The sequence below is a fragment of the Paracoccus sp. ME4 genome (genome assembly GCF_046736325.1).
In the GTDB taxonomy this organism is placed as follows: Bacteria; Pseudomonadota; Alphaproteobacteria; order Rhodobacterales; family Rhodobacteraceae; genus Paracoccus.
Window position 1 is genome coordinate 18,052 of the sequence record NZ_CP151280.1, and the last position, 22,916, is coordinate 40,967.

Genomic DNA, 22,916 nt, shown 5'->3' on the forward strand with positions numbered 1-22,916 from the left:
GAAACCGGCAACACACTCTATCGGATGCGTAACCTCGTCGAGCGCTGCTTCAATAAGCTGAAGAACGCCCGTCGCGTCGCAACCCGTTACGATAAGACCGCCGAAAGCTTCCGGGGCTTCATCGACATAACTTCGATCCGCCTCTGGCTCCGCCATTTGTCAACACGACCTAACGTCGATCAGTCTCCGGCAAACCCGGCGCGGTTCAGAGGGCCCAACGCGGGCAGTTCAGAGCCTAACTCGTGCAGAACCGTACTTGTGGGCTAATGCCCCGTCTTGGGAAAGGAATAACATTGCAACCGTTGACTACATGGGCCGCGACAAGAGAGTCCGTCAGCAAGCGCTGTGGCCAATCCGGACCACTAGCCATGTAGCAGGATAGGCACCCATGAATGTGAGGCGCTATCTCATAATGTTCGTTGCCACAGATTAGGCACCAATCCTGATCGAGCATCTTCTTTCCTTTTTTATTAAGCCTTTCAGAAAAGTATTATTATTAAGTTAACGCCGCTGCGCGAGACTCATATCTCCTACAGATTTTGAAAGAGTCTGCCGGTTTGTGCGCTGCTTCCAAACCTTGGACCGCCGGATTCTGGAGATTTCCGGCTTGGTCATGGCGACTGGCTGGCTGCACCGCCGGGATAATGCAGGGCGATCGGGACGTTGTACCCGATCGCCCTGTGGGGTCGGTCTTCGTTGTAGTGACTACGCCAAGTCTCCAGTTTTTCCTGTGCGTCCGCAAGGCTCATGAACAAATGTGCGTTCAGGCATTCCGGCCGAATCTTGTTATTGAATGCCTCGATGAAGCCGTTCTCCGTAGGCTCGCCCGGGCGTGAGAAGTCCAATGTGACGTTGGTGGCATAAGCCCATAGGTCGAGGTCGTGAGAGATAAATTCGCTGCCATTGTCGACCCGAGCCGTTTTGGGATAGACGACCTGGGCACAGACTCGCTCCAGTGTCCGGATTACATCCTCGCCGCGGTAAGTGAAGCGTTGTGTTGCCCCCGTTTCACCGGACACTCAGGCGGTTGCGGTTTGAGCTGCGATGAACTCGCGGGGCAAGCGCATTTTCAGCCCTGAGTGCGGGTGGTTGTCGTTGTAGTCCTCGATCCAGCCTCCGATCAATCCGAGAACGTTCTGGGCGTCCGGCAACGGCGTCACCTGGACGTAGTCGCGCTTCAGCGTCTTCACGAAAGCCTCTGAGATTCCGTTGCTCTGCGGGCTCTGGACCGGCGTGAGGCAGGGCTTCAGGCCCAGTTGTCGTGCGAAGATCTGCGTGTCCTTCGCGATGTAGGGCGAACCGTTGTCGGTCAGCATCTCGACGATAGCGGGCGCACGGTATGTCTCGAAGCGCCGCTCGACTGCCTCAAGCATGATGTCGCGGATGTCGGAACCGCTGATCACGGCGTTCACCACGGCGCGCCAGGCGATGATCTTGCGGTCATGTGCGTCGATGATGAAGGCACCGCGGACGATGTCGCCGTTCCAGCAGGTGAACTCGAACCCATCTGAACACCAGCGCAGGTTCGAGCGCAGGACGATGTCTTTCCCGTCGTGGACATGCTCGGGCCGCTCCGTGTATTTCCGAGCGAGCAGCAGGCTATGGGCTTTCATGATCCGATAGACCCGCTTGTGATTGACCTGCGCAAGGCCCTCTGATCGCAACTGCCGGTTCAGGATCGCCGCAATCCGCCGGTAGCCATAAGTTGGACGCGCCGACACAAGGGCCGTGATCAACGGCACCACCGCCGTGTCTTGCGCCTTTTGATAGCGCCGACGCGGCTTCGTCCTCCCCTTCAGCCGATCGAGCAGGTTGGAACGGGAAACGCCCAGTGTTTCCGCCACCACCTTCACTGGAAATCGCCCTTCAACGGCGACCGCGCGAGCCACGTCGGTTTTTCTGACCGTGACTTGTCCAAGGCCTCGCGCAGGATCTCGGCCTTCAGCGTCTTGCGCCCGAGCTGGCGTTCAAGCTCGCGAATGCGGTCTTCCATTTGTCGGACGACCTTGTTGCTGGTGACGTCATCGTCCTCGGTCACGGCGACACTCCCCCCCTTCGAGCATGAGCCGTCGCCAACGATACAACAGGTTCGGCGCCACGCCATTGCGGCGGTCCACGACCGAGATGCTGGCCCGATCGTCCAGCGTCTCCTCAACGATCCGCAGTTTCTCGGCAGCGCTCCAGCGCCGGCGACGGCCGCCATCGGTAATGATCTCTATCTCAGACATAAGCATGTCCTCAGGCATATGCCTAAGCCTCCATGGTTATGCTCAAGTGTCCGGTCGAAACGGGGGCCAGTTCAAAGCGCGGGTCGGCTGCTGGACAGAAACGGGAGTGCGTGTCGACGATCGTCAGGATCCGCAGCTTGTTGCCTAGGGCCAATTGGTCATGAACAAAGTCCATGGCCCAGACATCGTTGGGCCCGACAGCCTCCTGGCAATCATCGCGCAGCTTGGCCTTCACCCGCTGTTTTGGGCTCTTGTTTCTGAGTTGCAGACCCAAATCATTGTGAACCCTGCGCGCCTTCTTGATGTTCACCTGCCACCTTTCCCGTCGCAGCAAGACATAGATGCGCCTATAGCTGTAACGCACCCGCGTCTCGCAGATCTCTCGGATCCTCAGTTCCAGTGCGGTCTGCCCGGGTCGGCGGGATTTGTAATGGTAGCTCGAGGGATCGAAGCGTAGGGCACCACATGCCCGGCCAATCGACACGCCACAATTTACCAGCATCCCGTCGACCGATTTTCGGGTCCCGACAGGCCTCAGAGCTTTTGGCGGATGACGTCCTGCAACATCTCCCGATCCAAGGTCATGTCGGCCACGATCTTCTTCAGGCCGCTGTTCTCGTCCTCCATCGCCTTCTACCGGCGCATCTCGTCCGACAGCAGACCGCCATACCGCTTCTTCCTGTTGAAGTATGTCGCCTGGCTGATCCCCGTCTTTCGGCAGACCTCTGCCACCGGCGTGCCTTCCTCACCCTGCTTCAGGACAAACGCCGTCTGCGCTTCCTTAAACCTCGATGCCTTCATCGTTCCCAGCTCCTCTCCCTACCAGGGAAGGTTAGCCGAGAGCTCCAGCTTCAAACGGTCCAGTTCTCAGGGGGCAGAGCACTGTTAGCGCCGAGTTTAGATAGTCGCACTAAAGAACCCAAAGAACGCCAAATTTTAGTTTGAGCCACCATCCGAATTTCACAGCGTGGTTCAGCGATCAAGTGAATAGCAAATCATCTACGATTGCAGCGACAGTGGCGTTGCGGACCGTCAAGACATCTCCATTCCCAAAATCAAAAACAACATCTTCCCCATCTTGCGTCGCAAGAGAAATGGCTTGATCATAGTTAACTATTCCAAGATCCTTGATCCAGATCGCATCAATATCGTCTTGGAAATCAAAAATTACATCTCGGTCAAAGCCACGTTTAAAGACGAAAACATCGTTTCCCGCTCCACCGCAAAGCCTGTCGTCGCCAATACCACCAAAAAGATGATCATCCCCGAGGCCACCATACAAACTATCGTTTCCAGCCCCTCCATTAATAACATCCGCGCCCTGATTTCCTTCTATTCGATCATTACCCTGTCTTCCAAAAATACGATCTGCACCCATGCCACCTTTAATTACATTGGACTGCGCATTCCCCAGAAATGTATCACTACCTGAACCGCCATAAATATTCTCAACGTTCAGAATAACATCACGCCCGTAACCCGTTGCTTGAGAACCGGTGACAGCGAGATCAATCCGCGCCGAATGACGTCCTTCTTGGAACGATATCCAGTCCGCTCCTGCGCCACCATTTAGCGTATCATTTCCAAATCCGCCATTGAGCCAGTCATTGCCCTGGCCGCCAAAAATACGATCATTGCCAAGTCCACCAAGCAGCGTGTCATTCCCAATACCGCCGTCTATGATATCCGCGCCCTGATTTCCCTCTAGTTGATCATTGCCCTGCCGCCCCAAAATTCGGTCTGCGCCCATGCCGCCCCTGATTATATTAGACTGCGAATTTCCCAAAAGAGTATCATTACCTGCACCGCCATGAATGTTCTCAACGTTCAGAATAACATCACGTCCGTAACCCGTTGCTTGAGAACCGGCAACCGAGACATCAATCCGCACCGAATGACGCATCCCTTGGAATGATACCCAATCCGCTCCTGCGCCACCATCTAATGTATCGTTGCCCGATCCACCATTGAGCCAGTCGCTACCTAAGCCGCCGAGAATGTGGTCATTGCCAAAACTTCCAAATAGCTTGTCATCGCCAAAGCCTCCGTCCAGAGTATCTGCCCCACCGCCACCATCAATATAGTCGGTTCCATAACCTCCAGAAAGATAATCATGCCCATGTTCGCCGGACAGTTTATCATTACCTGACCCACCAAAAACTCGATCGTTCCCAGTTCCGCCGATAAGCTTATCGTTATCAAAGCCACCAAAAAGCGTATCGTTACCTACTCCTCCTAACAGGCTGTCATCTCCCGTACCCCCATGAACAACATCATTCCCGTCTCTAGAATAAACAATATCGGCCCCCCCCTTTGCCTTAATGACATTGTCAAGATGATTCCCGAATATCTTGTCCTGCCGATCCGTGCCGGCTACATTCTTCTTCGAACCAGGATAGATAACAAAATCATCATCTAGGTCAGACCCCAGCCCACCAACGGAGCGAAGCGCCTTTTCAAGGTACTCCAAGCCCCAGATACTATAGTCCTGTACTTCCTGGGAACGAGCGAACACTTCTGTTATCTGAAAATCAGACATGCCCTTAAGGTAATTAAGCAGAAAACTACTTTGTGCAGCAGGCGATTTGAAATCAACGACTGTGTCTAGTATGCGATGATAGAGGTGAGCGCTATTCTTTAAGTTGACAGATCCTCCCTCCGACAGAGCAATAACTATATCATTATTTTCAATTACCATAGCGTCTTCAAGGGCAGATTTGCTCCTAAAGACGCCGCCAAATGACAGATAGTCATCCTCTGAAAAATCAGCTATTGTCACTGAGACATTGTCTGTAAAAACGAAAAAGTCTCGGCCTTCGGAACCAGAAACTCTTGAAATTAGATGACCCGCTGAGGAAGAAAACAAAACTACGTCATCTCCGACGCCACCTTTGACGGTGTCGTTTCCACCATCGGAAAAAATTACGTCACCTCTATTCCCTGCAATTAGTATATCTGCTCCTTTTCCACCCGATAGAATATTTTTTCCTTCGTGTCCATATATTCTATCATCTCCAATGTGACCCAGCAAAACATCGTTTCCTCGAGCGCCTTGGATAACATCATCAACTAGACCCGTTCGAGGGTCAGTAACATTATGCGCACCTTCAATGAATAAATCACGATCCTTATCCGATATGACAACAACTACGATTTCATTTCTTCCGATATTATAATCCGATTCTCCCCCGACTCCCGATACGACCTTCATGTCTCCACGAGCGTCAGCGATCTTTCCATCTGGTAGCGGAGTCGAAATGGACTCATCGTACCAATCGCTATACGGAGAATCCGCTGCTACAATGTGAAAAGTTGATACGTGGTACTCGGAGGAGATTTCGCTTAAGTATATTTTTCCGTCAGGATCAGACGAATTGTAGTAGAATGAAATTGTTTGCCCAGGCTTTTCAAACCCTGTCACATCAAAGTGTGATGATTGTGAAGCCCACGTCATAGCTTCAGTATCAGAGACAACTTCAGAACCAATAAGGTGCCTCTCTGCAATATCATAAAGCTGCCCCATCGGAGTTGCGATGGCGCTTATGGAGCCATTATCACTTTCAGCGGATGGGAATTGTGTATCGTAGAACTTATTTGATAGCCATTCATACGAGACGCCCCAATGGTCAATATTTGTTATCCCTGCGTCTACAAATTTCGAGAAGGCATCAATCCAAGCTGCGCCTTGTTGTACTCCAACAGCTGTATTTTTTCCTACATTGAACTCAGAGAGAATGAATTTGAGTTCGTCCGGGAAGCCTTCTGCCGTGGAAAAAACATCCATTGGCCTAATTGCCCAATTTACACATTGCTCTATTTTTTCAGCATCCGGATAGCTATGCTGGAAAACGGCATCAATATGACCCCTGTTTTCTATAGAAATGGAATTAATAATTTGGGCAGAATGGCTAGAGCCGACTGCAGTCCATGTACCATCCGCATTTTGCTCAGCCTTCCATTGAACGCCAGCCTGAACCCCGATTGCCGGTTGATCTTCCGATCCAGGCCAAACGGCATCAATCATCTCTTTGATGAGAGGGATTTCGGAATTTGCAATTCTTCCGTAGTCATCTGGCTCTAGCCCACCCCATTCCTTACTGCCCCAGTATTCGTTGCCAATTTCGAAACTCGAAATCTGTGCGTCCGGATATTCAGATAGAGCTTTCTGTAGCTCCGTTATATAAGCTTTAAATCCTCTTGTGTCGAAGTAATCAGTGCTGCTATCGAAGAACTGAAAGGTTGGTATTACGATAGAAATAGTTTGGCCGCTTTCCGCGGCGTAGCTCAGCATTTCCCGTAGTGTCAGGACATACCCTGGCTCTTCTGGATCCATTGGGTCTCCAAACATTTTTTGGAGGCCCCCATTTTCCCACGTCTGCGCTTCGGTAATTCCGCCTCCAGGGAACCTTATGTTATGAAAATCTATCTCCTTTAGGGTCTCTGCGTATGGGGATCCATCTTTCAAGTTGTCCCTTGTGAGAATAACGTTGCCGCCGAAGTGTTCTTTCGTGATAAATGCCATTTTACCCTCACACAGATATTTTCTACATAATAATCTGCGATGGGTTGCCTTCAATTCTGTAATAGTTAAAAATTATTTAATGATGTGCCCTCTGTTATTTATATGTATATTAATATTTATTAAAATTTATATCATATGAGTATTATTTTTAAGATGAGTGATAATTGGGCTGCAAGTACGACGGCGCGAGGAGTTGTTCGGGCGCCTGATGTGGGGCGCACCCATTTGCACAACTGGATAGCCCCATGTTTCCTGGACGCCTTGTTCGCTAACCTTGACGCAAGAAGGCCATGATGGGCCCAGGCAATTTCACAGACCAGTTTAAGCGGGATGCGGTCGCACAGATCACGGAGCGGTGCTAGGCTCAGGACTCGTTCTTGATCACAGCCAGAACAAGACGATTGCCGCGAGGATGATGGCGGAGAAGAAAGTCTGCGGTGACCGATCATAGCGGGTGGCGACGCGCCGCCAATCCTTCAGACGGCCGAACATGATCTCGATGCGGTTGCGCCGCTTGTAGCGCCGATTGTCGTATTTCACCGCCTTCCTCCGAGACTTCCGGCCTGGGATGCAGACCTTTATCCCCTTGTCTTTCAGAGCTTCTCTGAAGCAATCAGCGTCATAGCCTCTGTCAGCCAGAAGCGACCCCGCCTCCGGCAGGCTGCCCAGCAGAACCGCCGCGCTGGTGTAATCGCTGACCTGGCCGGCCGACATGTAGGGCCCGATCGCCCGCCCGTTGGCATCGGCGACAGCGTGCAGCTTGGTGTTCATGCCGCCTTTGGTACGCCCGATCTGGCGCCCGCACCCCCCTTTTTTTACCCCAAGGCTCGAGGCCGTGCGGTGCGCCTTGAGAGAGGTCGCGTCGATCATGATAGGCTTGTGCCTGGCGCTCTCGGCGGCCAGGCCGACCATGATCCGGGCGAAGACTTCACCTGCGTGCGCAGCGAGCGAATGTTCTTCTGCACTTCAACCAGCGTGCCGAGCTGCAGCCAATTGGCGACATCCGTGTAGCGCTGTTCGGGCTTATGGATTTTGACAAACGTGCGCAGCACATGCCCGCGGATGATCGGCGACACCGCGAAGCAGTCGTTCAAAAGCGCGGCCACCGCAGGTATCGGTCGCTTCGCCCCCGCAGCCGCTCGGCTGCCGTTGGTGGCCTCCTTGCCCGAGATCACGCCGATCGTCACCGCCGCCACAATCTTCTCCTCCTCAGCCAGATTGTGCGCTAGCGCCACCGGTCCAGCCTTGTTGTTGATTGCGCGCTGCCCGAGCCTTTCGAGCGTTCCGTCATTCGAGAACAAGAATTCCAGCGCATCGATGACGCTGGATTTTCCACGCCCGTTTGGCGCGAAGATCGCTAAGCAACGCTTCTTGCTGAAGGCATCGGCTGCGGCGAAGAGGGGGTAGGTCCTCGTCTTCCAGCCCCGTGAGGTGCCAGAGCACCTCACGGGGCGCGAAGCGCAGGGCGGGGCGGAAGCCGTCGGCCTCCGCGATGCGGGTGACGGCGGTAATCGGCGCACTCACGCTGCGCCTCAGATCCTCGACTGAGGCGAAGACCTTACGATATGAAGAACAAAGTCCAGCTCTTGCAAGAAGGACAGCACGCGATAGGCGGTCAGCGGCGCGACCTGCTAGCCAAGTTCTTCGCGCATGGTGCGATCGGATCATAGGCGGCGACAGCGCGTCCCCCGCGCCGGGCCAGACGGGCGGTGCTGGGCTTCAGCTTTGGCAGCTCCAGTGAGTCGGCCAGATGTTCGGCGGTCAGGTCGCGGGCGATCAGCACGACGCGGCTGGTCTGGTCGTCGTTCGGCCAGTCCTTCAGCGGCACCGGCGCCTCCAGCATATGCTAAACGCCGTGCAGGACAAAGGGACATTGCGCGCCCTCGATATGGATGATGGCCTTCAGGCGCAGGATCGAATGGCCCTGCGTGCCCAGCAGCATGTCCATCCAGAGGTCGAAGACGGGCGCCGGGATCGGGCTGTCGATGGTGATCGAGGCAGTGGCGATATTGTTTTGCCGCGCATGGTACGGCGCGGTCGAGGGAAAGCCCGGCAGCGCTGCCGGGGCGAGGGCTGCCGCCTTGAAATCCGACAGCCCGGCCAAGGGGTCCGCCACCTCGCCGACCCATTCCAGCGCGGCAAGGACATCCCCGCTGCGGCGCCCGGTCGACAGATCGAAGAGGCAACCTGGCGGCAGCGCGCCGCGATCCGCCTGCAGCCGGGCAGCCTGCGGGTTCCGCGCGTCCAGCTTGCGTTCCAGCGCGGCGCGCGCCAACGGCGCGACGAGGTCGCATTTGGTCAGCACGATCCGGTCGGCCATCGCCACCTGCGCCTGCGCCTCGGCATGCCGCTCCAGTGTCCCGGCGCCGAGCTCGGCATCCACCGCTGTCACGATCCGGTCCAGCCGGAAGCTGCGGGCAATCTGGTCGTCCAGCATCAGCGTGTGATGGATGGGGCCGGGATCGGCAAGGCCCGTCGTCTCGATCCAGCCCGGCCTCGCCGAACTCGTTCACAATGACTGCAATGCGCCCGGCCGAGGGGTCGTGCAGCAGCCGGTTCAAGAGCGTGGTCTTGCCGGCGCCCAGAAAGCCGGTCAGCAGGGTGACGGGAATGCGGTCTGCCATGTTGCGGGTCCTGTCATTCAGTCGTTTGCTTGGGGCCGGAGTTGGGCATGAGCCTTGCAGATCAGATCCGGAACAAGGCGGCGGCCGTCTGGCATTTCGGGCGGGTGCGCCGGCTGGTCCGGTCGGAAGTCGGGCTGGCGCCGCAGGTGCTGGTCAGCGTGACCGAGATCCCGTGCGAGGATCCAGACTGCGAGGGCTCGGCGACGCAGACCACGATCCTCGGGATGGACCTGACGCACCGGGTGATGGTGATCCACCGCCCCGCAGGCGAGGTCAGTGCTGCCGACATCGCGGCAGGACTTGGGGCTGTGCCCGGCTGATGAAAGGCCGGGCACAGGGGCATCAGTGAACGACGCCGCTGCCGCCGGCGACGGTGATATTGTAGGGCGTGCCCTCGACCTCAATCTTGCCGATTTCCGACAGATCGGTCGTGCTGATGCGGCGCACCACACCTGCATTCGGGTCGGTCACCACGACCTCGTCCCCGGCCATCGCGATGCGCGGGCGGGCGTCGTTCCAGTGGCCATCCATCGAATATGGCTCGGTCACTTGGGCCGATTGTTCGATCTCGGCGGTCAGCATGTTGACGCGGTGCAGGCTGCCATCCTCGGTCAGCACAAAGGCGTTCGAGGGCTTGACCGAGTCGAGCGCAAAGTCGACCCGGCGGAAGGGCAGAGCGATCCGGGTAAAATGCGGCTCGTCGACCGGGTCGATGACGACCAGCCCGTCGGGTCCGTGATTGCCCAAAAACATCTGAACCGCGTTCGATCCCAAAATCGTGCCGGTGGTCACATCCTGGGGCAGATCGTCAGGGTATTCCAGCAGCTCATACTCCACGCCATCGCCCTTGGAGGTTGCGGTCAGGACACCCTCTTTGCAGCCAGCGACCAGATAGGCGCCCGAGAAGGCCTCGCCATGGATGCCGGTGCAGGTAGCCAGGTCGCCGGTGGCATTGCCCTCGGCGTCGAAGGCCTGAAGCCCAAGGCGCGGAACCGAGGCATCGCCCGCCACCTCCTCGTCCGAGGCGACGGTGGACAGCCAGTTCCGCCCCATAGGCGCGACGAAGCCGTGATGTGCGCGTTCTTGCGGGAAGCGCTGAGGCTCGATTTGGCCGCGCGCCAAGGCGGCGGCATCCAGAACCTCGGCATAGCCGCCGCGGTCATAGTTGATCGCGATCTTGCCGTCATGATCGACCAAGTGGAAGGGACGCGGACCCGTCAGGCTCGCATCGAAGGGCGCGGGGTCCGAGACCTCGATGTCGGCGTGATCGCCGTGATCCTCGAAGGAGATGCCGCTGTCGAAGAAATGCACCGCGTCATCGTCCGACTGCACCGCCGCTACGACCGCACCGCCCGCCACCGGGAACAGCTTGGTTTGGCCGGTGGTCTCAAAGCTCCAGCGCTTTTCGGGGGCGGTCAGGTCGATTGCGGTGACGCGGCCCGCGTCGTGATCGCCGATGAACAGGCGGTAGAGCGTCACGTCGCCGTCATGGGCTTGATCATGGGCGTGGTCATGATCGTGATCGCGATCGAGGCTATCTTGCGCCACGGCGACGCCGGCCACCATCAAGGCCAGCGTGCTGGCACCGGCAAGAGTTCTGAACATCATGGGTCTCCTTCTTTCGTAACAGATCAATCGGCGGCCAGCGCCGAGGTGATGGTGTCGGCGTTATGGCGCATCATCGACAGGTAGTCGGGTGCCGGCCCCGCCGGTCCGGACAGCGCATCGGAATAAAGCGTGCCGGACAGGTCCATCCCGGTCTCCGCGGCGATGCGCTCCAGCAGCCGCGTGTCCGAGATGTTCTCGGCGAAGATCGCACCGGCATTGGTGTCGCGGATCTCGCGGATCAGGCCTGCAACATCGGCCGCCGAGGCCTCGGCTTCGGTGCTTATGCCCTGCGGCGACAGGAAGTGGATGCCGTATTCTTCCTCGAAGTAGCGAAAGGCGTTATGGGCGACGACAACCGTGCGGCGGCTTGAAGGCAGCGCATCGACCGAGGCGCGGATCTGCACGTCCAGCGTGTCCAGATCCTGGGTATAGCTGGCCGCATTGGCGCGGTAGCCCTCGCAGCCCTCGGCATCGGCTTCGCAGAAGGAGTCCGCGATGGCGCCGACATAGGCGCGGGCGTTCGGCACGGATTGCCAGGTGTGGGGGTCATGGGCGCCTGCGTGCCAGATCGCCTGCTCGCCGATATAATGATAGTGCCCGCCTGCCGGATCCTCCAGCACCTGGGCGCTGTCCGACAGGGTGATGATGGCGGCATCGGTGCCGCTGGCGGCGATCAGCCGGTCGACGAAGCCCTCAAATTCCAGCCCGTTGGTCAGAACCACATCGGCGCGGGCCACGGCCATCGCATCGCGCGGGCGCGGCTCGTAGACATGGGAATCGGCATCGGGGCCGACCAGCACCTCCAGAACGATGCGGTCGCCGCCGACCTGAGCGGCCATGTCGCCGATGATCGAAAAGGTGGCAACGACCTGCGGCGGTTCGGCTTGCGCGGCGGCGGTGCCAACCGCGAGGGCGGCGAGCGTGTGGCGAAACATTGGTTTTCCTTTCCTGGCCTCAGGCGGTGCGATGGTTGCGCTGCGGCAGGCGCGGCAACAGAAGGCCGCGCGGCCCGGCCAGCACCGACAGCAGATAGATCGCCCCGGCCGACAGCGTGATCGACGGCCCCGAGGGCAGTGAGAAGTGATAGGACAGCAGCAGCCCCCCGGCCGAGGATGCCGCCCCGATCAGGACGGCCAGCGCCACCATCGGAAGAACCGCCTGCGTCCAGAAGCGGGCCGCCGCGGCGGGCAGGATCATCAGCCCCACCGCCAGCAGCGTTCCAAGCGCCTGGAAGCCTACGACGAGGTTCAGCACCACCAGCGCCAGAAAGCCGAAATGCACCGCCGTCCCCATCCCCGAGACCGAGCGCAGGAACAGTGGATCGAGGCACTCGGCCACCAAGGCGCGCCAGAGGATGCCGAAGGCCAGCACTGTCACCGCCAGCACCATCCCGATCAGCAGCAGCGCCGCATCGTCCAGCGCCAGCACCGTGCCGAAGAGCACATGCATCAGATCGACGCTGGATCCGCGCAGAGACACCATCACCACGCCGACCGACAAGGAAATCAGGTAGAAAGCCGCCATCGAGGCGTCCTCATGCTGCACCGTCAGCCGCGCAACGGCGCCCGCGCCGACGGCTACCACAGCCCCGGCGACCAGCCCGCCAAGCGTCATCGGCCAGATTTCAAGCCCGTAGATCAGGAAGCCCGCCGCCGCGCCGGGCAGGATGGCATGGGCCATGGCATCGCCCGTCAGGCTCATCCGGCGCAGCATGAGGAAGACCCCGACCGGGCAGGCCGAGAGCGAGAGCATCAGCGCCCCCGCCAGCGCGCGCTGCATGAAGGCGAATTCAGTGAAGGGCGCGACCAAGAGATCCCACATCAGGCGGCCCGCCATGCGGCGTCGGGTGCACACCAGGGGGCGGCCTCGTTCCAAGCCTCCTGGAAGGTGCGGGCGCGGGCGATATTGGTCTCGGTCAGCACCTCTGAGGTCGGGCCCCAGGCCACCGCGCGGCGCGCCAGAAGCAGCGTCTGCGGAAAATGTGCGCGCACCAGTGCCAGGTCATGCGCAACGGTCAGCACGGTGCGTCCCTCGGCATGCCAATGCTCGATCAGGGCCGTAAGGTCGCGAATGGTCTTGTCGTCGATCGCGTTGAACGGCTCGTCCAGAAGGATCAGCTGCGCGTCCTGCACCAGCACCCTTGCAAACAGCGTCCGCTGCAGCTGCCCGCCCGACAGGCTGTCCAGAGGCCGGTTCGCGAACCCCTCAAGGCCCACGTGCGACAGGGCGTCCGTGACCTTCGTCCGATCCTCGGCGCGGTGCCGGCCCAGAAGGCCACGCCGTTGCCACAGGCCAAGCGTCACAAGGTCTCGCACCCGCGCCGGAAAGCCCCGGTCCAGTTCCGAGATCTGCGGCAGATAGGCCAGCGCCTTGCGGCCTCTGCTGCAGTGCCCGCTCATAGGGGCCAGCAGCCCCGCGATCGTCTTGAGCAGCGTCGACTTGCCCGATCCGTTCGGTCCGACGATCGCCGTCAGCGAGCCAACCGCAAACTCTCCTGTTACATGGTGGATGGCGGCATGGCTGCCATATCCGGCCGTCACGTCGTGAAGTGCGACATTGGCGGTTGTCATGGGTGGTGAAAGCGATGCCAAAACGAGCGTCCTGTTGAGTCGATGTGTAATAACGTAACATTCAGCTAATGTGCAAGCGGGCGCGCTGCATCAGCTACTTCGACCGTCTCCGAACCAGCACCAGATTGTCCTCAAGCATCGCCTCGGCTCCGTCGGGGCCACGCCCGGGGCGCGTGACGATCTGGGCCTCCAGCACCTCCAGCTCCGGCGCGGGGGCGCCGATGGCCGCCAGTTCGTCGGTCAGTGTCGGGAAGATGTTCGAGGGGGTGGCCTCGGGGCTCCAAGGCGGCGACGCCGCATGCGAGAGGACCAGCAGATGACCGCCCGGTCGCAACCGCGCGGCGGCCTGCGCCAAGATCGTGGCCCGCGCCAAGGCGACCGGCGATTGGAGATAGAGCGCGGTGATCAGGTCAAAGGCGCCCTGCGGAAAGGCGACGGACAGGTCGCAGCGCTCGAATTGCGCGCGGTGTTCCAGCCCCTGATCGGCCGCGCGGGTGCACGCGCGGGCGATGGCCGTGTCCGAGATGTCGCAGCCCCGCGCCTGCCAGCCCTGCCGGGCCAGCCAGATCACGTCATCGCCATGCGAGGCGCCCAAGTCCAGCGAATGACCCGGCGTCAGATTCGCCGCGATCCGCTGAAGCGCCGCGGTGGCGCGGCCGTTCGATGATATGCGCCTGGTCAGGTAGAACTCCTCCCAGAAGGTTGCGGGGTCTTGGTGCGGATCGGCTCTCATGCCTCTGCCTCTCGTTTGGGGAATGCCTGTCCGCGCAGCAGGGCCAGCGCCAGCAGCGCAGCGGCGCCGGTCGTGCCGATCTGCAGCCACATCATCGCCGCGGCGGCCTCTAGCCCCGGTCGCGTCGCCAAGGCCCCGCCATAGACCGCAAGGCTCAGCGCGATCGAGGCGGCCATGCTGACCTGCTGCATCGTCTGGATCGCACCGGCCCCCGCGCCGGACAGCGCCCGTGGCAGGCCCGACATGCCCAGCTGCATGACCGAGGTGACGGTCAGCCCCATGGCCGCCCCCGCCGCCAGCATCCTGGCCCGAAGCGGCCAGAGCCGCGCGGGGCTGAGCCCTGGCAGGACCGCCTGGATCAGCAGGAAGCTGGCGCAGAGCAGCGCGACGCCAAGCGCCATGCGCGCCAGCGGGCGCAGCGCCAGCCGCCCGGCCAGCCATGAGCCCGCCATCACGCCCGCTGGAAAGCCCGCCGTCACCAGCCCGGTCTGCAGCGGCCCGAGGCCCGCCCCGGCCTGCAACGCCAGCGACAGGACCACGAAGAAGCCCGGCGGGGCCGAGACGGCCAGCAGCAGGAAGACCAGGCTCCAGCGGAGGCCCGGCACGCGCAGCAGGGCCTGCGGGATCAGCGCCGCGGGTCCGGCCCGCGCCGTCAGCCCTGCAAAGAGGGCGGCGCAGGGCAGGGCGGCCGCCAGCAGAAGAAAGACGGGCAGCGGCCAGCCGAAGGCGGGGCCGAGCGAGAGCGGCGCGACCAGACAGAGGATGAGGGCGGCGAAGGCGGCGATCTCGGCCGGGCAGCCGGTGTCGCCTGTGCCGGTTTGGTCCGGGGCAAGCCGCCGGGCGGCGAGGCTCATCACGGCCAGCGCCAGCGCGGCCTCGGCCAGGAGGATCGCGCGCCAGCCCAGCCAACCCGGCGCGGCCGCCAGCAGCACGCCCGCCAGCAGCGGCCCGCAGACCGCCGCGAAGGAGGCGGTCATCGCCAGTCGCGCAAAGGCCCCGGACTGTGCCGCAGGCGCAAAGAGCCGCGGGATCATCGCCAGCGCCTGCGGTGCCAGCGCCGCCGCGCCCGCACCTTGCAGCATCCGCGCGCCGGCCAGGGGCAGAGGCCCCGGCGCGACGGCCGCCAGAAGCGCCCCCGCCAGGAACAGCGCACCGCCGACGAGGAAGACGCGCCGCCGCCCGAAGCGGTCCCCGGCCCGCCCCGCCGGCAGCAGCAGCATCGCCACGACCAGCGGATAGGCTCCGGCGACCAGCGCCAGCGTCTCGGTGCCCAAGCCCAGATCCGCGCCGATCCCCGGCATCGCGATCGCCATCATCGGCACGTTGGCGATGGTCATGGCCATGCCGATCAGCAGCGGCGTGAAGCCGCGCAGGGCGGCGGAGGAATTGGTCATGTCGGGCGAATCATGTAACTTCATGAGTATCTTGATAGCATGATCCGTACCAGTCATGTAATCCGTAAAGTTACACGAAGGGAGGACCCGGATGCGCCAGGATACCCGCCTCTCCCGCCTGCTGCATGTCCTGCTGCACATGGCGCAGACCGATGCGCCGATGACCTCGCAGCAGATCGCGGGTATGCTCGGATCGAATGCGGTGGTCGTGCGGCGAATTATGGCCGGGCTGCGGGACTGCGGATATGTCGAGGCTGAGCGCGGCCATGGCGGCGGCTGGCGGATCATCCGGCGCACGGATGAGATCACCGTGCTGGACGTATATCGCTCGCTCGGTTCGCCGGACCTCTTCGCCTTCGGCTTCTCGAATCCGCGCCCGTCCTGCCTAGTAGAGCAGTCGGTGAATACCACGATCTCAAGCAGCATCGAGACGGCTACTGCGGCCATCCTCGAGCAGTTCGAAGCTCTGCGCTTGTCGCAGATCGAGGCGGAGGTGAAGGAGAGAATGCCGAAGAGCAAGCGTTCAAATTAGACAGATTACGGACTTTCTGATGTGCCGTTTTGGCCGACCGCCCTGGGCTTGCAGGCATTCGTAGAACGACGGTTTATTCACCTCCGATGTCAAGCCCCATGCTGCACTGCCGTCAGACTGCTTTCCGCCCTCCGCCACGGTCTGGGCCTCGGCTGCGCTTCGCCGGCGACGAACGTCCACTCCGGCGTCCTGCGAGCTTTGGCTTGCCGCACCGCCCTCGATCCGCTTTCCGCCCTTCGCGTCGGGCCTGCGGCATGGCATTTCCGCACCCATAGTATGGCCAGCCCCACGTTCTGCATCAGCCGGATTTGGGGACAATGGTCTCAGAAGGTGGGGCGACCTATCCCGTCAAACGCAACTCGGCGGATCGAGGCGAGCAGAGCTTCCAAAGACACTTCTTGATCCTCCTCTGCTCATGTCTGCTGGCCGTGGCTTGGTCGTGCAGATTTCTTTGATCTCTTCAAGGCGTTCCCCGTCCAAGCTGGCTCTCCGGTTGTCCGGTCGCGCACCGGGAACGACCCTCGGAGGGAAGGCGCGGGACTGCAGCAGACCCGCGCAGAACCTTAAGAATCAAGCCGTAGCCTGTGGACAGCCGGGTGATGACCTCTCCGCTTCCCTGACGATGGGTGCCAGAGCCAGTGCCAGGTCATCCTCCGCCAGGAAGCCCCGCGCTTCGAGATCGTTGGCGAGGCTCTCCAGGAGCGGCCGATGCCGTCCGAGGACATCCAGCGCCAGGGCGAGGGCCTGATCGAGGTCGCGCTGCATCTGCCGGCGCATCGCGGCGGGCAGCGAGAGGAGCGTCGTCGCGGGCGGGGCCGCGCCGATCGACAGATGGCCCATGCCCCCCAGCCCGAAGCAGAGATCGCGCTGCAGCAGGAGCATGGTTGCAGCGTGCAGATCGCTGTCGTCGGTGCCGCCGGCGCCGCCGCTCGCCTCACCGAGCAGCAGGATCTCAGCTGCGCGCCCGGCGAGATGCGCCGCGCAACGCTGCTGCAGCATCCCCCGCGTCGCGTCGATGTCGAACCACCGCAGTCGCGTCTCGCCTCCGTTCTGGCTGAGCCTGAGAGCCTTGATCACGCCAACGCCGAGCGCAGTCATGACCACGGCGTGCCCGGCTTCATGAACCGCCGCGCGGCGGCGCATGTTTGGGGGCAGAGCGAGATGATCCGGCACCAGCGCCGTGCGCAGATCCTCGGGTGTCAGCGGGCGCTTCGCACGTCGGGCGAGGCTTCGTGCTGAGCGAACGGCGGCGGCGCCATCCGCCCCCGAAAGGCCGAGAGCCATCTGCCCGAGCGCGGTCAGATCTGCCTCGCGCAGGTCATTTCCGAGATGCTGGCGCAGGATGGTCGCAAGCGCCGCGGCATCGGGCAGGCCGATCTCGACGCGCGTGTCGAAACGCCCGGCGCGCAGGATCGCCGGGTCGATCGCGTCGGGGTGGTTGCAAGCGGCGATGATCGTGACGCCTTCGCGCCCGTCGATCCCGTCCAGCTGCTCCAGCAGGCCGGTGATCACCTTGGTGTCATAGCTCTGGTTCTGCGTGCTGCGACTGCCTGTCCGGGAGCCGAAAGCGTCGAGCTCGTCGATGAAGAGGATCGACGGTGCCTGGCCGGCCGCGCTGGCGAAGCTTGCGCGCATCGCCTTGAGCATGTCGCCCAGATGCCCGCTTGCCTGCCAGCGGGCATAGCTGCCGCTTTCCAGATGGATGCCCGGCTCGCGGTTCATGGCGCGGGCCAGCTCGGTCTTGCCGCAGCCCGGCGGACCCACGATCAGCATGCCGCGATGCACCGCGTCCCACGCCAGCTCGCCCGCCTGCCAGGCGCGGAGGTCCTCGACGATGCCGATGGCCGTGTCGCGGGCGGGGCCCAGACCGGCCAGATCCGCCAGGCGGATGCCGTCGGGGGCGCGCCCCTTTGGCTTGGCGTCGGCGCGGGCCGCGGCAGCCTCCTCGGCGGGCGTGCTGCGGGGTGCCGGTCGGGGGACCGTGTCGCGCAGCACCCTGGCCGCCTCCTCGACGCTGTCGCTGCGCAGAGCGAGCATCAGCGGCAGCATCGGCGTCCCAGCAATCTGATCATCAGGCGGCAGCTCTTCGCGAAGGGCCACAGGGTCAGATCGCGGCCAGCTCAGCGCAAGAAGCTCCGCAGCAATCTCGCGATCCATTCTGCGATACGGCCAGCGCGGGACATCTGCCGCGCCGAGAATTTCTGCGACCGGCATCGCTTCGGGCAGCAGCAGGATGAGCGGCACATCGAGCGTGAGCGCCTCGACCAGGTTTTTCTCTAATTGCTCGCGCGCATAGCCGCTATAGCTCTGGCCGGGTTCGATCACCGCGACCGCGCCGGGCCGTCGGCGCTCATGCTCCGTCCGGGCGATCTGCCAGCCGGGCGGCAGGAGGAGCGGCAGGAGCCGGCGCGCGTCTCTCAGGAGATCATCGGGCAAGTCGGTGAGCGCGACGATTGCTTTTCGTTCGAGCTGTTCCCGCAGCCGGGCTTCGCTACCGATCGTGGCGGCAAGGCAAAGGATCATCATCTGCTGCCGGCGCGAGGTGTAGGAGACGTCCCCCTCGCCCCGGAGCGGCGGCAGGTCGTCGGCGGCATCGCCATGCTCCTTCAGCAAAATTGCCCGCTCGGCGTCGTTGCGCGCCTCCTCGACGCGGGCACGGGCCAGGATCGCGGCGGCATAGGCGCGCCAGTCGGGGTGGGACGGCGCAGCCGTCTGCGTGTCACGGTCGGTCATGTCGACCTCCTGTCGTTCAGTGTCATGGGAAGGGTGGCAGGCCCGTCAGCCGCGCCCGGCTTGGGGCCCGCCGGCCGGACGCTTGCGGCGCTGGCGGTTTCGGGGATGGCGTTCGTCATGCCGCGCCTGCTTGCGGCGCAGCTTTGCCCTGCGCCTGCTCAGGGCGGCGATCCGGAGCTCGATGTCGTCAAGCAGCGCGTTCACCTCGGGCTCGATGCTGCCGCAATAGAGCTCCGAGAGGACACGGACCTCGCTCGCGAACTCGGCGCGGTCGAGCTCGGCACCCGGAAACAGGGTGCGCAGGGTCATGTGCAACCGTTTCTCGTAGCGGAGGGCCTGATGGCCGGTCGGCACGGCGACCACCCGGATCAGCGCGGCATCCTGGTCCCGGTCGGTGACAAGCTGATGGCGCAGCCTCGACCACGGGTTGCGCGAGAAGCCGACCTTCACCGCGATGCGGCCGCTTCGAAGAATGAAGCGCATCAGGTAGATATGGCTGGGATCCGTCGTCCAGGCACCGGCACAGCCGTGACACGTGAAGCGGCCCGTCTGCATGTTCGCCATCGCGACCCGCTGGACATGCCCGCAGACGTGACGATAGAGGCGGTGGCTGCGGACGCCGTTCGGATCGGGTCCGATCAGCGTCCAGCCGTGCTCCTCGGCCTCGGCCTTCAGCCGGGCCTCGAGGCAGGGGCCGCAGCGGATCTCGGTCTGCCCCGCCTTCACGCGTTCCAGGAACTCCTGCTGGCGCTCCGCCTCATGACCGCAGGGAAGCCGGATGCGGAGGTAATGCGGCCGTGCCGGCGCGATGAACGTGACCCCCGCACCGTCGCAGAGTTCGCGACGCCGGTCGCTCAGGCAGTGCGGACAGAGGGGCGCGGCGGTGCGCAGGGTATAGAGCTTGGCGATCATGTCGCGGCCGCAGGCGTGATGGCGCAGGCCGAGATGGTAGCGGTCGCGAATGCGGGCGATGATGTCGAAGCCCTTGTCGCCGGCGATCTTCTGCCAATGCGGATGGATGGGCCCCGGCGCGATGACGCATCTGCGATTGCCGAAGGTCATGGTCGGGATGGTGGATCGGGACATGCGTGGTCCTCCCACGGGATCGGGATGAAAGGACGACGGCATCGGCCGGCAATGGGCAGGCAAGGCGTCACGTCGGGGACGGACGCAGGCTGCCCCGAGGCCCGCATTCCATGCGGCCCGGCGGATGCCGTCGGATGACGGGAAGGGGATCAGGCGGCGATGAGCTCGGGCAGCGCGTCCTGGGCCGCACCCTCGCCGCGATAGAGCGGCAGGCGCGCCATCACGCAGATCCGACGATCCGCCCCTGCGAGCAGCTGGCGGACATTGTCCGCGGCGGGGCCGCAGCCTTCGACCGCGAAGAACAGGGCGAACTCGTCGTGCAGGGCGAGGTAGCGGTCGAAGGCGGATGCGCGGTTCTCGCGCACCAGGGTCGCCGCCAGAAGGGCCATGCGGCGCAGAGGCCCGTCCGACGCGACCTGGGGCGGCACCTCCAGCGTCGTGAGCAGGGCCTCGTGAAAGAGGGGGAGGGCGATCTCGGCGCTTGCCAGGCGCGCCTTGTGATAGGGGTCGGTGACCGCCGTGCAGGCGAGGCTCTTCTCGGACGTCACGTGCCGGCCCCAGGCATGAATGAGCTCGAGGAACTGGAGGGCGAGGGCGCTCGCCCCGGCAGGAGGCGCTTTCTGCACGCGCGGGAAGGTGGTAGAGGTCGGATCAGCCATGTCATTCTCCAGACAGAGTGGCAGGGTCAGGAGTTTCTTGGCGCTGCAACGCCTTGAAGCTCCGCTTGTGAATGTTAGCAGGTGTCAGTATTGTGGATGGTGCCACGGGTGTCAACAGGAAACTGCTAACAATGTCATCGGAACGCGAGACGAGATCGGCTCCCTTGGGCCTTCGAGTGCTGCCTTCATTGAAGGATGCCCTGGAGAGTGCCGCGAGAGACGATCGAAGGTCTGTTGCCGCGATGGCGGAGATCATTCTGACGGATTGGTTGACGGCCAAGGGTTATCTGAAAGCTGAAGAATAGCGCCTCGCGATCAGTTACATGACGACGTCGCCTGCCAAGCTTGGATTGCAGGGCATCGACTGTCATGCGGCCTCCTACAACCTGGCCTTGTCGAAGCGATAGACCCGGGGCCTGTCGCGGACCTTCGTCGCGGGCATGCGGTATTGCTTCGAGCGGGCTTCGCCGCCGGGTCGCAGGATGTCGTCGACGGCTTCCAGCAGCGCGTCCAGCGTCTCGATCTCGTCGCGCAGCGGCTCACCGGCCAGATAGAGGTAATCGCGATCCTGCCAGCCCACCGGTGGGTGATCGCCGGCGCGCCCCGGCGCCGCGTCGAGATCGACGATCCGGGCGTCGTTCCCTTCGGCATAGCGGCGCAGTTCGGCCCGGGCCTGCGGGGCGTCCCAGCCCGATCCCATCGGCGGGTGGTGCGCCAGGGTGGCCATCAGACAGGCCGCGTCCCGCGCCGTGCCCTCGGGCCAGGGCAGCAGGCCGAAGCGGATGGCCATCTCGCCGGCGCAGCCGACGAGGGCCAGCCGCTCGGCCCCGGCAGAGGCCACGGCGGGCGAAGACGGGGCTGCGCCCTGCGCATGCTGCATGATCCGGGTGGTCAGGCGCTGAAGATTGGCCTCTAGGGTCGCCGCATGGCTGTCGGGATCCGCCATCAGCCGGTCCAGGAAGGCCGGAAGAAGGTGGCCGTGATGCCGGAGCAGCGCGCGTTCCAGGGCGCGGGTGAAGCCGGCACCGACGGACGCCCCGTGAAGATCCGCCACGGCCCCATGTGCACCGACCTCGGCCGGCAGGTCGATCATGCGCCGCAGGAGCGGGGCCGGGGGCATCGTCCGGCCCTGCTGCAGGCTGCGTCGAAGCGGAATCTCCGAGGTCGACAGGATGACCCGCCGCCAGCGCCGACCGCCATGCGGATCGCGCGGGGACGGCGCCCGCCCGGCGCCGGCATCGTTGCCGATCGCCAGCAGGGCGCGCCGGTGCGGACCGTCGGGCTGGAGCGGATAGCCGTCGAGCGCCAGCAGGCCGTCCTGCGCCTCGGCGCTGAGGTGATGCAGCCCGCTGGTGGCGGCGGACCAGGGGCTGGCATCCTCCGGATGGCCGATGACGCTGGCCGCCACATGGAGCAGCAGCGACTTGCCGCTGGCGGCGGTGCCGAAGAGGTTGAAGCCCGCCGTCTGCAGCCCCGTCGTGCGCAGCAGCGGTCCGGCAAGCGCGGCGGCGATGGCGAAGACGAGTGCCGGATTGCCGATCGCCGGGCGGGCGATCTCGGCCTGCCAGCCCGCAAGGCTGCCGGACCGGCCACGGGGGTCGCGCAGGGGCTCGGCCAGGACGACCTCCGCCTTGCTCGCGGCAGGGGCGTGCCGGGCCCCGTCAGCGCGCAGATAGCTGGGCGCGTCCCGTGGCGCTTCGAACCATCCGGGGTGATCCGCTCGCCAGCTGCGCGGCGCCCGGCCCCATTGATGCAGAAATCCGAGGAGATGATCCGGCAGGCAGTAGAGCCGAAAGCCGCGATCGGCCAGCGCGCCCAGCAGCATCTTCGGCTTGAAGTCCAGATCGGGTCGCGACACCGACATCCGGCAGGGCCTCATGTCCCCGTCGAGGATCTCCAGATCGAGCATCCAGCCCGTGCCGTCGGTCCGGCGGGCATGAGACGCGACGCGCAGCGGGTCGCAGAACCTGTCGTTCTTGTTGTCGCGAATGCATGGAATGTCCTCGTCCAGGGTGAAGCCCCGCGGCAGGGTGCGATGCAGGTCCTCGAAGAAGCGGCGCAGCGCGGTGTCGGCCTGGTCGCCGTTCATCCCTGCGGGCGGCTGCGGCTCCTCGGCATGGGTTGGACCGTTGGACGGTCGGACCGGTTGGACGGGGGCTGCGATGATCCGGTCGCGGCGGGGTTCGGCATGGGACTCGGTATCGGGCTCGGGGTGGGTCTTCATGGG

At 62.8% G+C, this 22,916-nt stretch carries 17 protein-coding genes and 6 pseudogenes; 3 read left to right on the forward strand and 20 right to left on the reverse strand.

The window, feature by feature from the left end; translation table 11 throughout:
* Window positions 1–12: 12 nt before the first annotated feature.
* Window positions 13–165: pseudogene (locus AACG61_RS20525) on the forward strand (transposase); the annotation flags it as partial.
* A 446-nt stretch (window positions 166–611) separates the two neighbouring features.
* Here AACG61_RS20525 and AACG61_RS20530 read toward each other — a convergent pair.
* From AACG61_RS20530 to AACG61_RS20575, 10 genes and pseudogenes are all read right to left on the reverse strand, one after another.
* Window positions 612–992 (reverse strand): annotated as a pseudogene (locus AACG61_RS20530) (integrase core domain-containing protein); the annotation flags it as partial.
* 27 nt (window positions 993–1,019) lie between these two features.
* A pseudogene (locus AACG61_RS20535) lies at window positions 1,020–2,246 on the reverse strand (IS3 family transposase).
* A gap of 58 nt (window positions 2,247–2,304) precedes the next feature.
* A pseudogene (locus tag AACG61_RS20540) lies at window positions 2,305–3,029 on the reverse strand (transposase); the annotation flags it as partial.
* Window positions 3,030–3,207: 178 nt separating this feature from the next.
* Window positions 3,208–6,750 (reverse strand): calcium-binding protein, encoded by a 3,543-nt coding sequence (locus tag AACG61_RS20545; protein WP_411840559.1) that lies wholly within the window; start codon window positions 6,748–6,750, stop codon window positions 3,208–3,210.
* Between the two features lie 381 nt (window positions 6,751–7,131).
* Window positions 7,132–7,677, reverse strand: a pseudogene (locus tag AACG61_RS20550) (IS5 family transposase); the annotation flags it as partial.
* Window positions 7,617–8,051, reverse strand: a complete 435-nt coding sequence (locus tag AACG61_RS20555; RefSeq protein WP_411840560.1) for a hypothetical protein — start codon at window positions 8,049–8,051, stop codon at window positions 7,617–7,619. The pseudogene AACG61_RS20550 and the gene AACG61_RS20555, both read right to left, overlap by 61 nt.
* Complete coding sequence (locus tag AACG61_RS20560) at window positions 8,038–8,274, reverse strand: hypothetical protein (RefSeq protein ID WP_411840561.1); 237 nt, start codon at window positions 8,272–8,274, stop codon at window positions 8,038–8,040. The genes AACG61_RS20555 and AACG61_RS20560 overlap by 14 nt, the downstream gene beginning before the upstream one ends.
* A gap of 91 nt (window positions 8,275–8,365) precedes the next feature.
* Window positions 8,366–8,593 (reverse strand): hypothetical protein, encoded by a 228-nt coding sequence (locus AACG61_RS20565; RefSeq protein ID WP_411840562.1) that lies wholly within the window; start codon window positions 8,591–8,593, stop codon window positions 8,366–8,368.
* 3 nt (window positions 8,594–8,596) lie between these two features.
* Window positions 8,597–8,698, reverse strand: coding sequence for a hypothetical protein (locus tag AACG61_RS20570; protein ID WP_411840582.1), 102 nt, complete (start codon window positions 8,696–8,698; stop codon window positions 8,597–8,599).
* 333 nt (window positions 8,699–9,031) lie between these two features.
* Window positions 9,032–9,374, reverse strand: a pseudogene (locus AACG61_RS20575) (CobW family GTP-binding protein); the annotation flags it as partial.
* Between the two features lie 47 nt (window positions 9,375–9,421).
* Here AACG61_RS20575 and AACG61_RS20580 point away from each other — a divergent pair.
* Window positions 9,422–9,694, forward strand: a complete 273-nt coding sequence (locus tag AACG61_RS20580; RefSeq protein WP_411840563.1) for a hypothetical protein — start codon at window positions 9,422–9,424, stop codon at window positions 9,692–9,694.
* Between the two features lie 22 nt (window positions 9,695–9,716).
* Here AACG61_RS20580 and AACG61_RS20585 read toward each other — a convergent pair whose 3' ends face one another.
* The 6 genes from AACG61_RS20585 to AACG61_RS20610 all read right to left on the reverse strand — a co-directional run bounded on the left by AACG61_RS20585 (window position 9,717) and on the right by AACG61_RS20610 (window position 15,679).
* On the reverse strand, window positions 9,717–10,982 hold the full coding sequence (locus AACG61_RS20585; protein ID WP_411840564.1) for a hypothetical protein: 1,266 nt from the start codon (window positions 10,980–10,982) through the stop codon (window positions 9,717–9,719).
* A gap of 23 nt (window positions 10,983–11,005) precedes the next feature.
* Window positions 11,006–11,917, reverse strand: coding sequence for a zinc ABC transporter substrate-binding protein AztC (aztC, locus tag AACG61_RS20590; RefSeq protein WP_411840565.1), 912 nt, complete (start codon window positions 11,915–11,917; stop codon window positions 11,006–11,008).
* Window positions 11,918–11,936: 19 nt separating this feature from the next.
* On the reverse strand, window positions 11,937–12,803 hold the full coding sequence (gene aztB, locus AACG61_RS20595; protein WP_411840583.1) for a zinc ABC transporter permease AztB: 867 nt from the start codon (window positions 12,801–12,803) through the stop codon (window positions 11,937–11,939).
* Window positions 12,803–13,552, reverse strand: a complete 750-nt coding sequence (gene aztA, locus AACG61_RS20600) for a zinc ABC transporter ATP-binding protein AztA (RefSeq protein WP_411840566.1) — start codon at window positions 13,550–13,552, stop codon at window positions 12,803–12,805. Before aztA ends, aztB begins: the two co-directional genes overlap by 1 nt.
* A 94-nt stretch (window positions 13,553–13,646) precedes the next feature.
* Window positions 13,647–14,285 carry an SAM-dependent methyltransferase gene (locus tag AACG61_RS20605; RefSeq protein WP_411840567.1) on the reverse strand — a complete coding sequence of 213 codons (639 nt, stop codon included), beginning with the start codon at window positions 14,283–14,285 and terminating at the stop codon, window positions 13,647–13,649.
* Window positions 14,282–15,679, reverse strand: a complete 1,398-nt coding sequence (locus tag AACG61_RS20610) for an MFS transporter (protein WP_411840568.1) — start codon at window positions 15,677–15,679, stop codon at window positions 14,282–14,284. The genes AACG61_RS20605 and AACG61_RS20610 overlap by 4 nt, the downstream gene beginning before the upstream one ends.
* 91 nt (window positions 15,680–15,770) lie before the next feature.
* On the opposite strand from AACG61_RS20610, the gene AACG61_RS20615 reads away from it, so the two are divergent.
* A complete protein-coding gene (locus AACG61_RS20615; protein WP_411840569.1) occupies window positions 15,771–16,211 on the forward strand; it encodes an RrF2 family transcriptional regulator in 441 nt (146 codons plus the stop codon).
* A 570-nt stretch (window positions 16,212–16,781) separates the two neighbouring features.
* Here AACG61_RS20615 and AACG61_RS20620 read toward each other — a convergent pair.
* The 4 genes from AACG61_RS20620 to AACG61_RS20635 all read right to left on the reverse strand — a co-directional run bounded on the left by AACG61_RS20620 (window position 16,782) and on the right by AACG61_RS20635 (window position 22,913).
* Entirely contained in the window at window positions 16,782–18,944 is a 2,163-nt protein-coding gene (locus AACG61_RS20620) for an AAA family ATPase (RefSeq protein ID WP_411840570.1), read from the reverse strand.
* A 45-nt stretch (window positions 18,945–18,989) separates the two neighbouring features.
* Window positions 18,990–20,030, reverse strand: a complete 1,041-nt coding sequence (locus tag AACG61_RS20625) for a GIY-YIG nuclease family protein (RefSeq protein ID WP_411840571.1) — start codon at window positions 20,028–20,030, stop codon at window positions 18,990–18,992.
* Between the two features lie 149 nt (window positions 20,031–20,179).
* Window positions 20,180–20,689: a hypothetical protein gene (locus AACG61_RS20630; RefSeq protein ID WP_411840572.1), complete on the reverse strand. Its 510-nt coding sequence runs from the start codon at window positions 20,687–20,689 to the stop codon at window positions 20,180–20,182.
* A 379-nt stretch (window positions 20,690–21,068) separates the two neighbouring features.
* Window positions 21,069–22,913: a DUF927 domain-containing protein gene (locus tag AACG61_RS20635; RefSeq protein ID WP_411840573.1), complete on the reverse strand. Its 1,845-nt coding sequence runs from the start codon at window positions 22,911–22,913 to the stop codon at window positions 21,069–21,071.
* Between the last annotated feature and the right edge of the window lie 3 nt (window positions 22,914–22,916).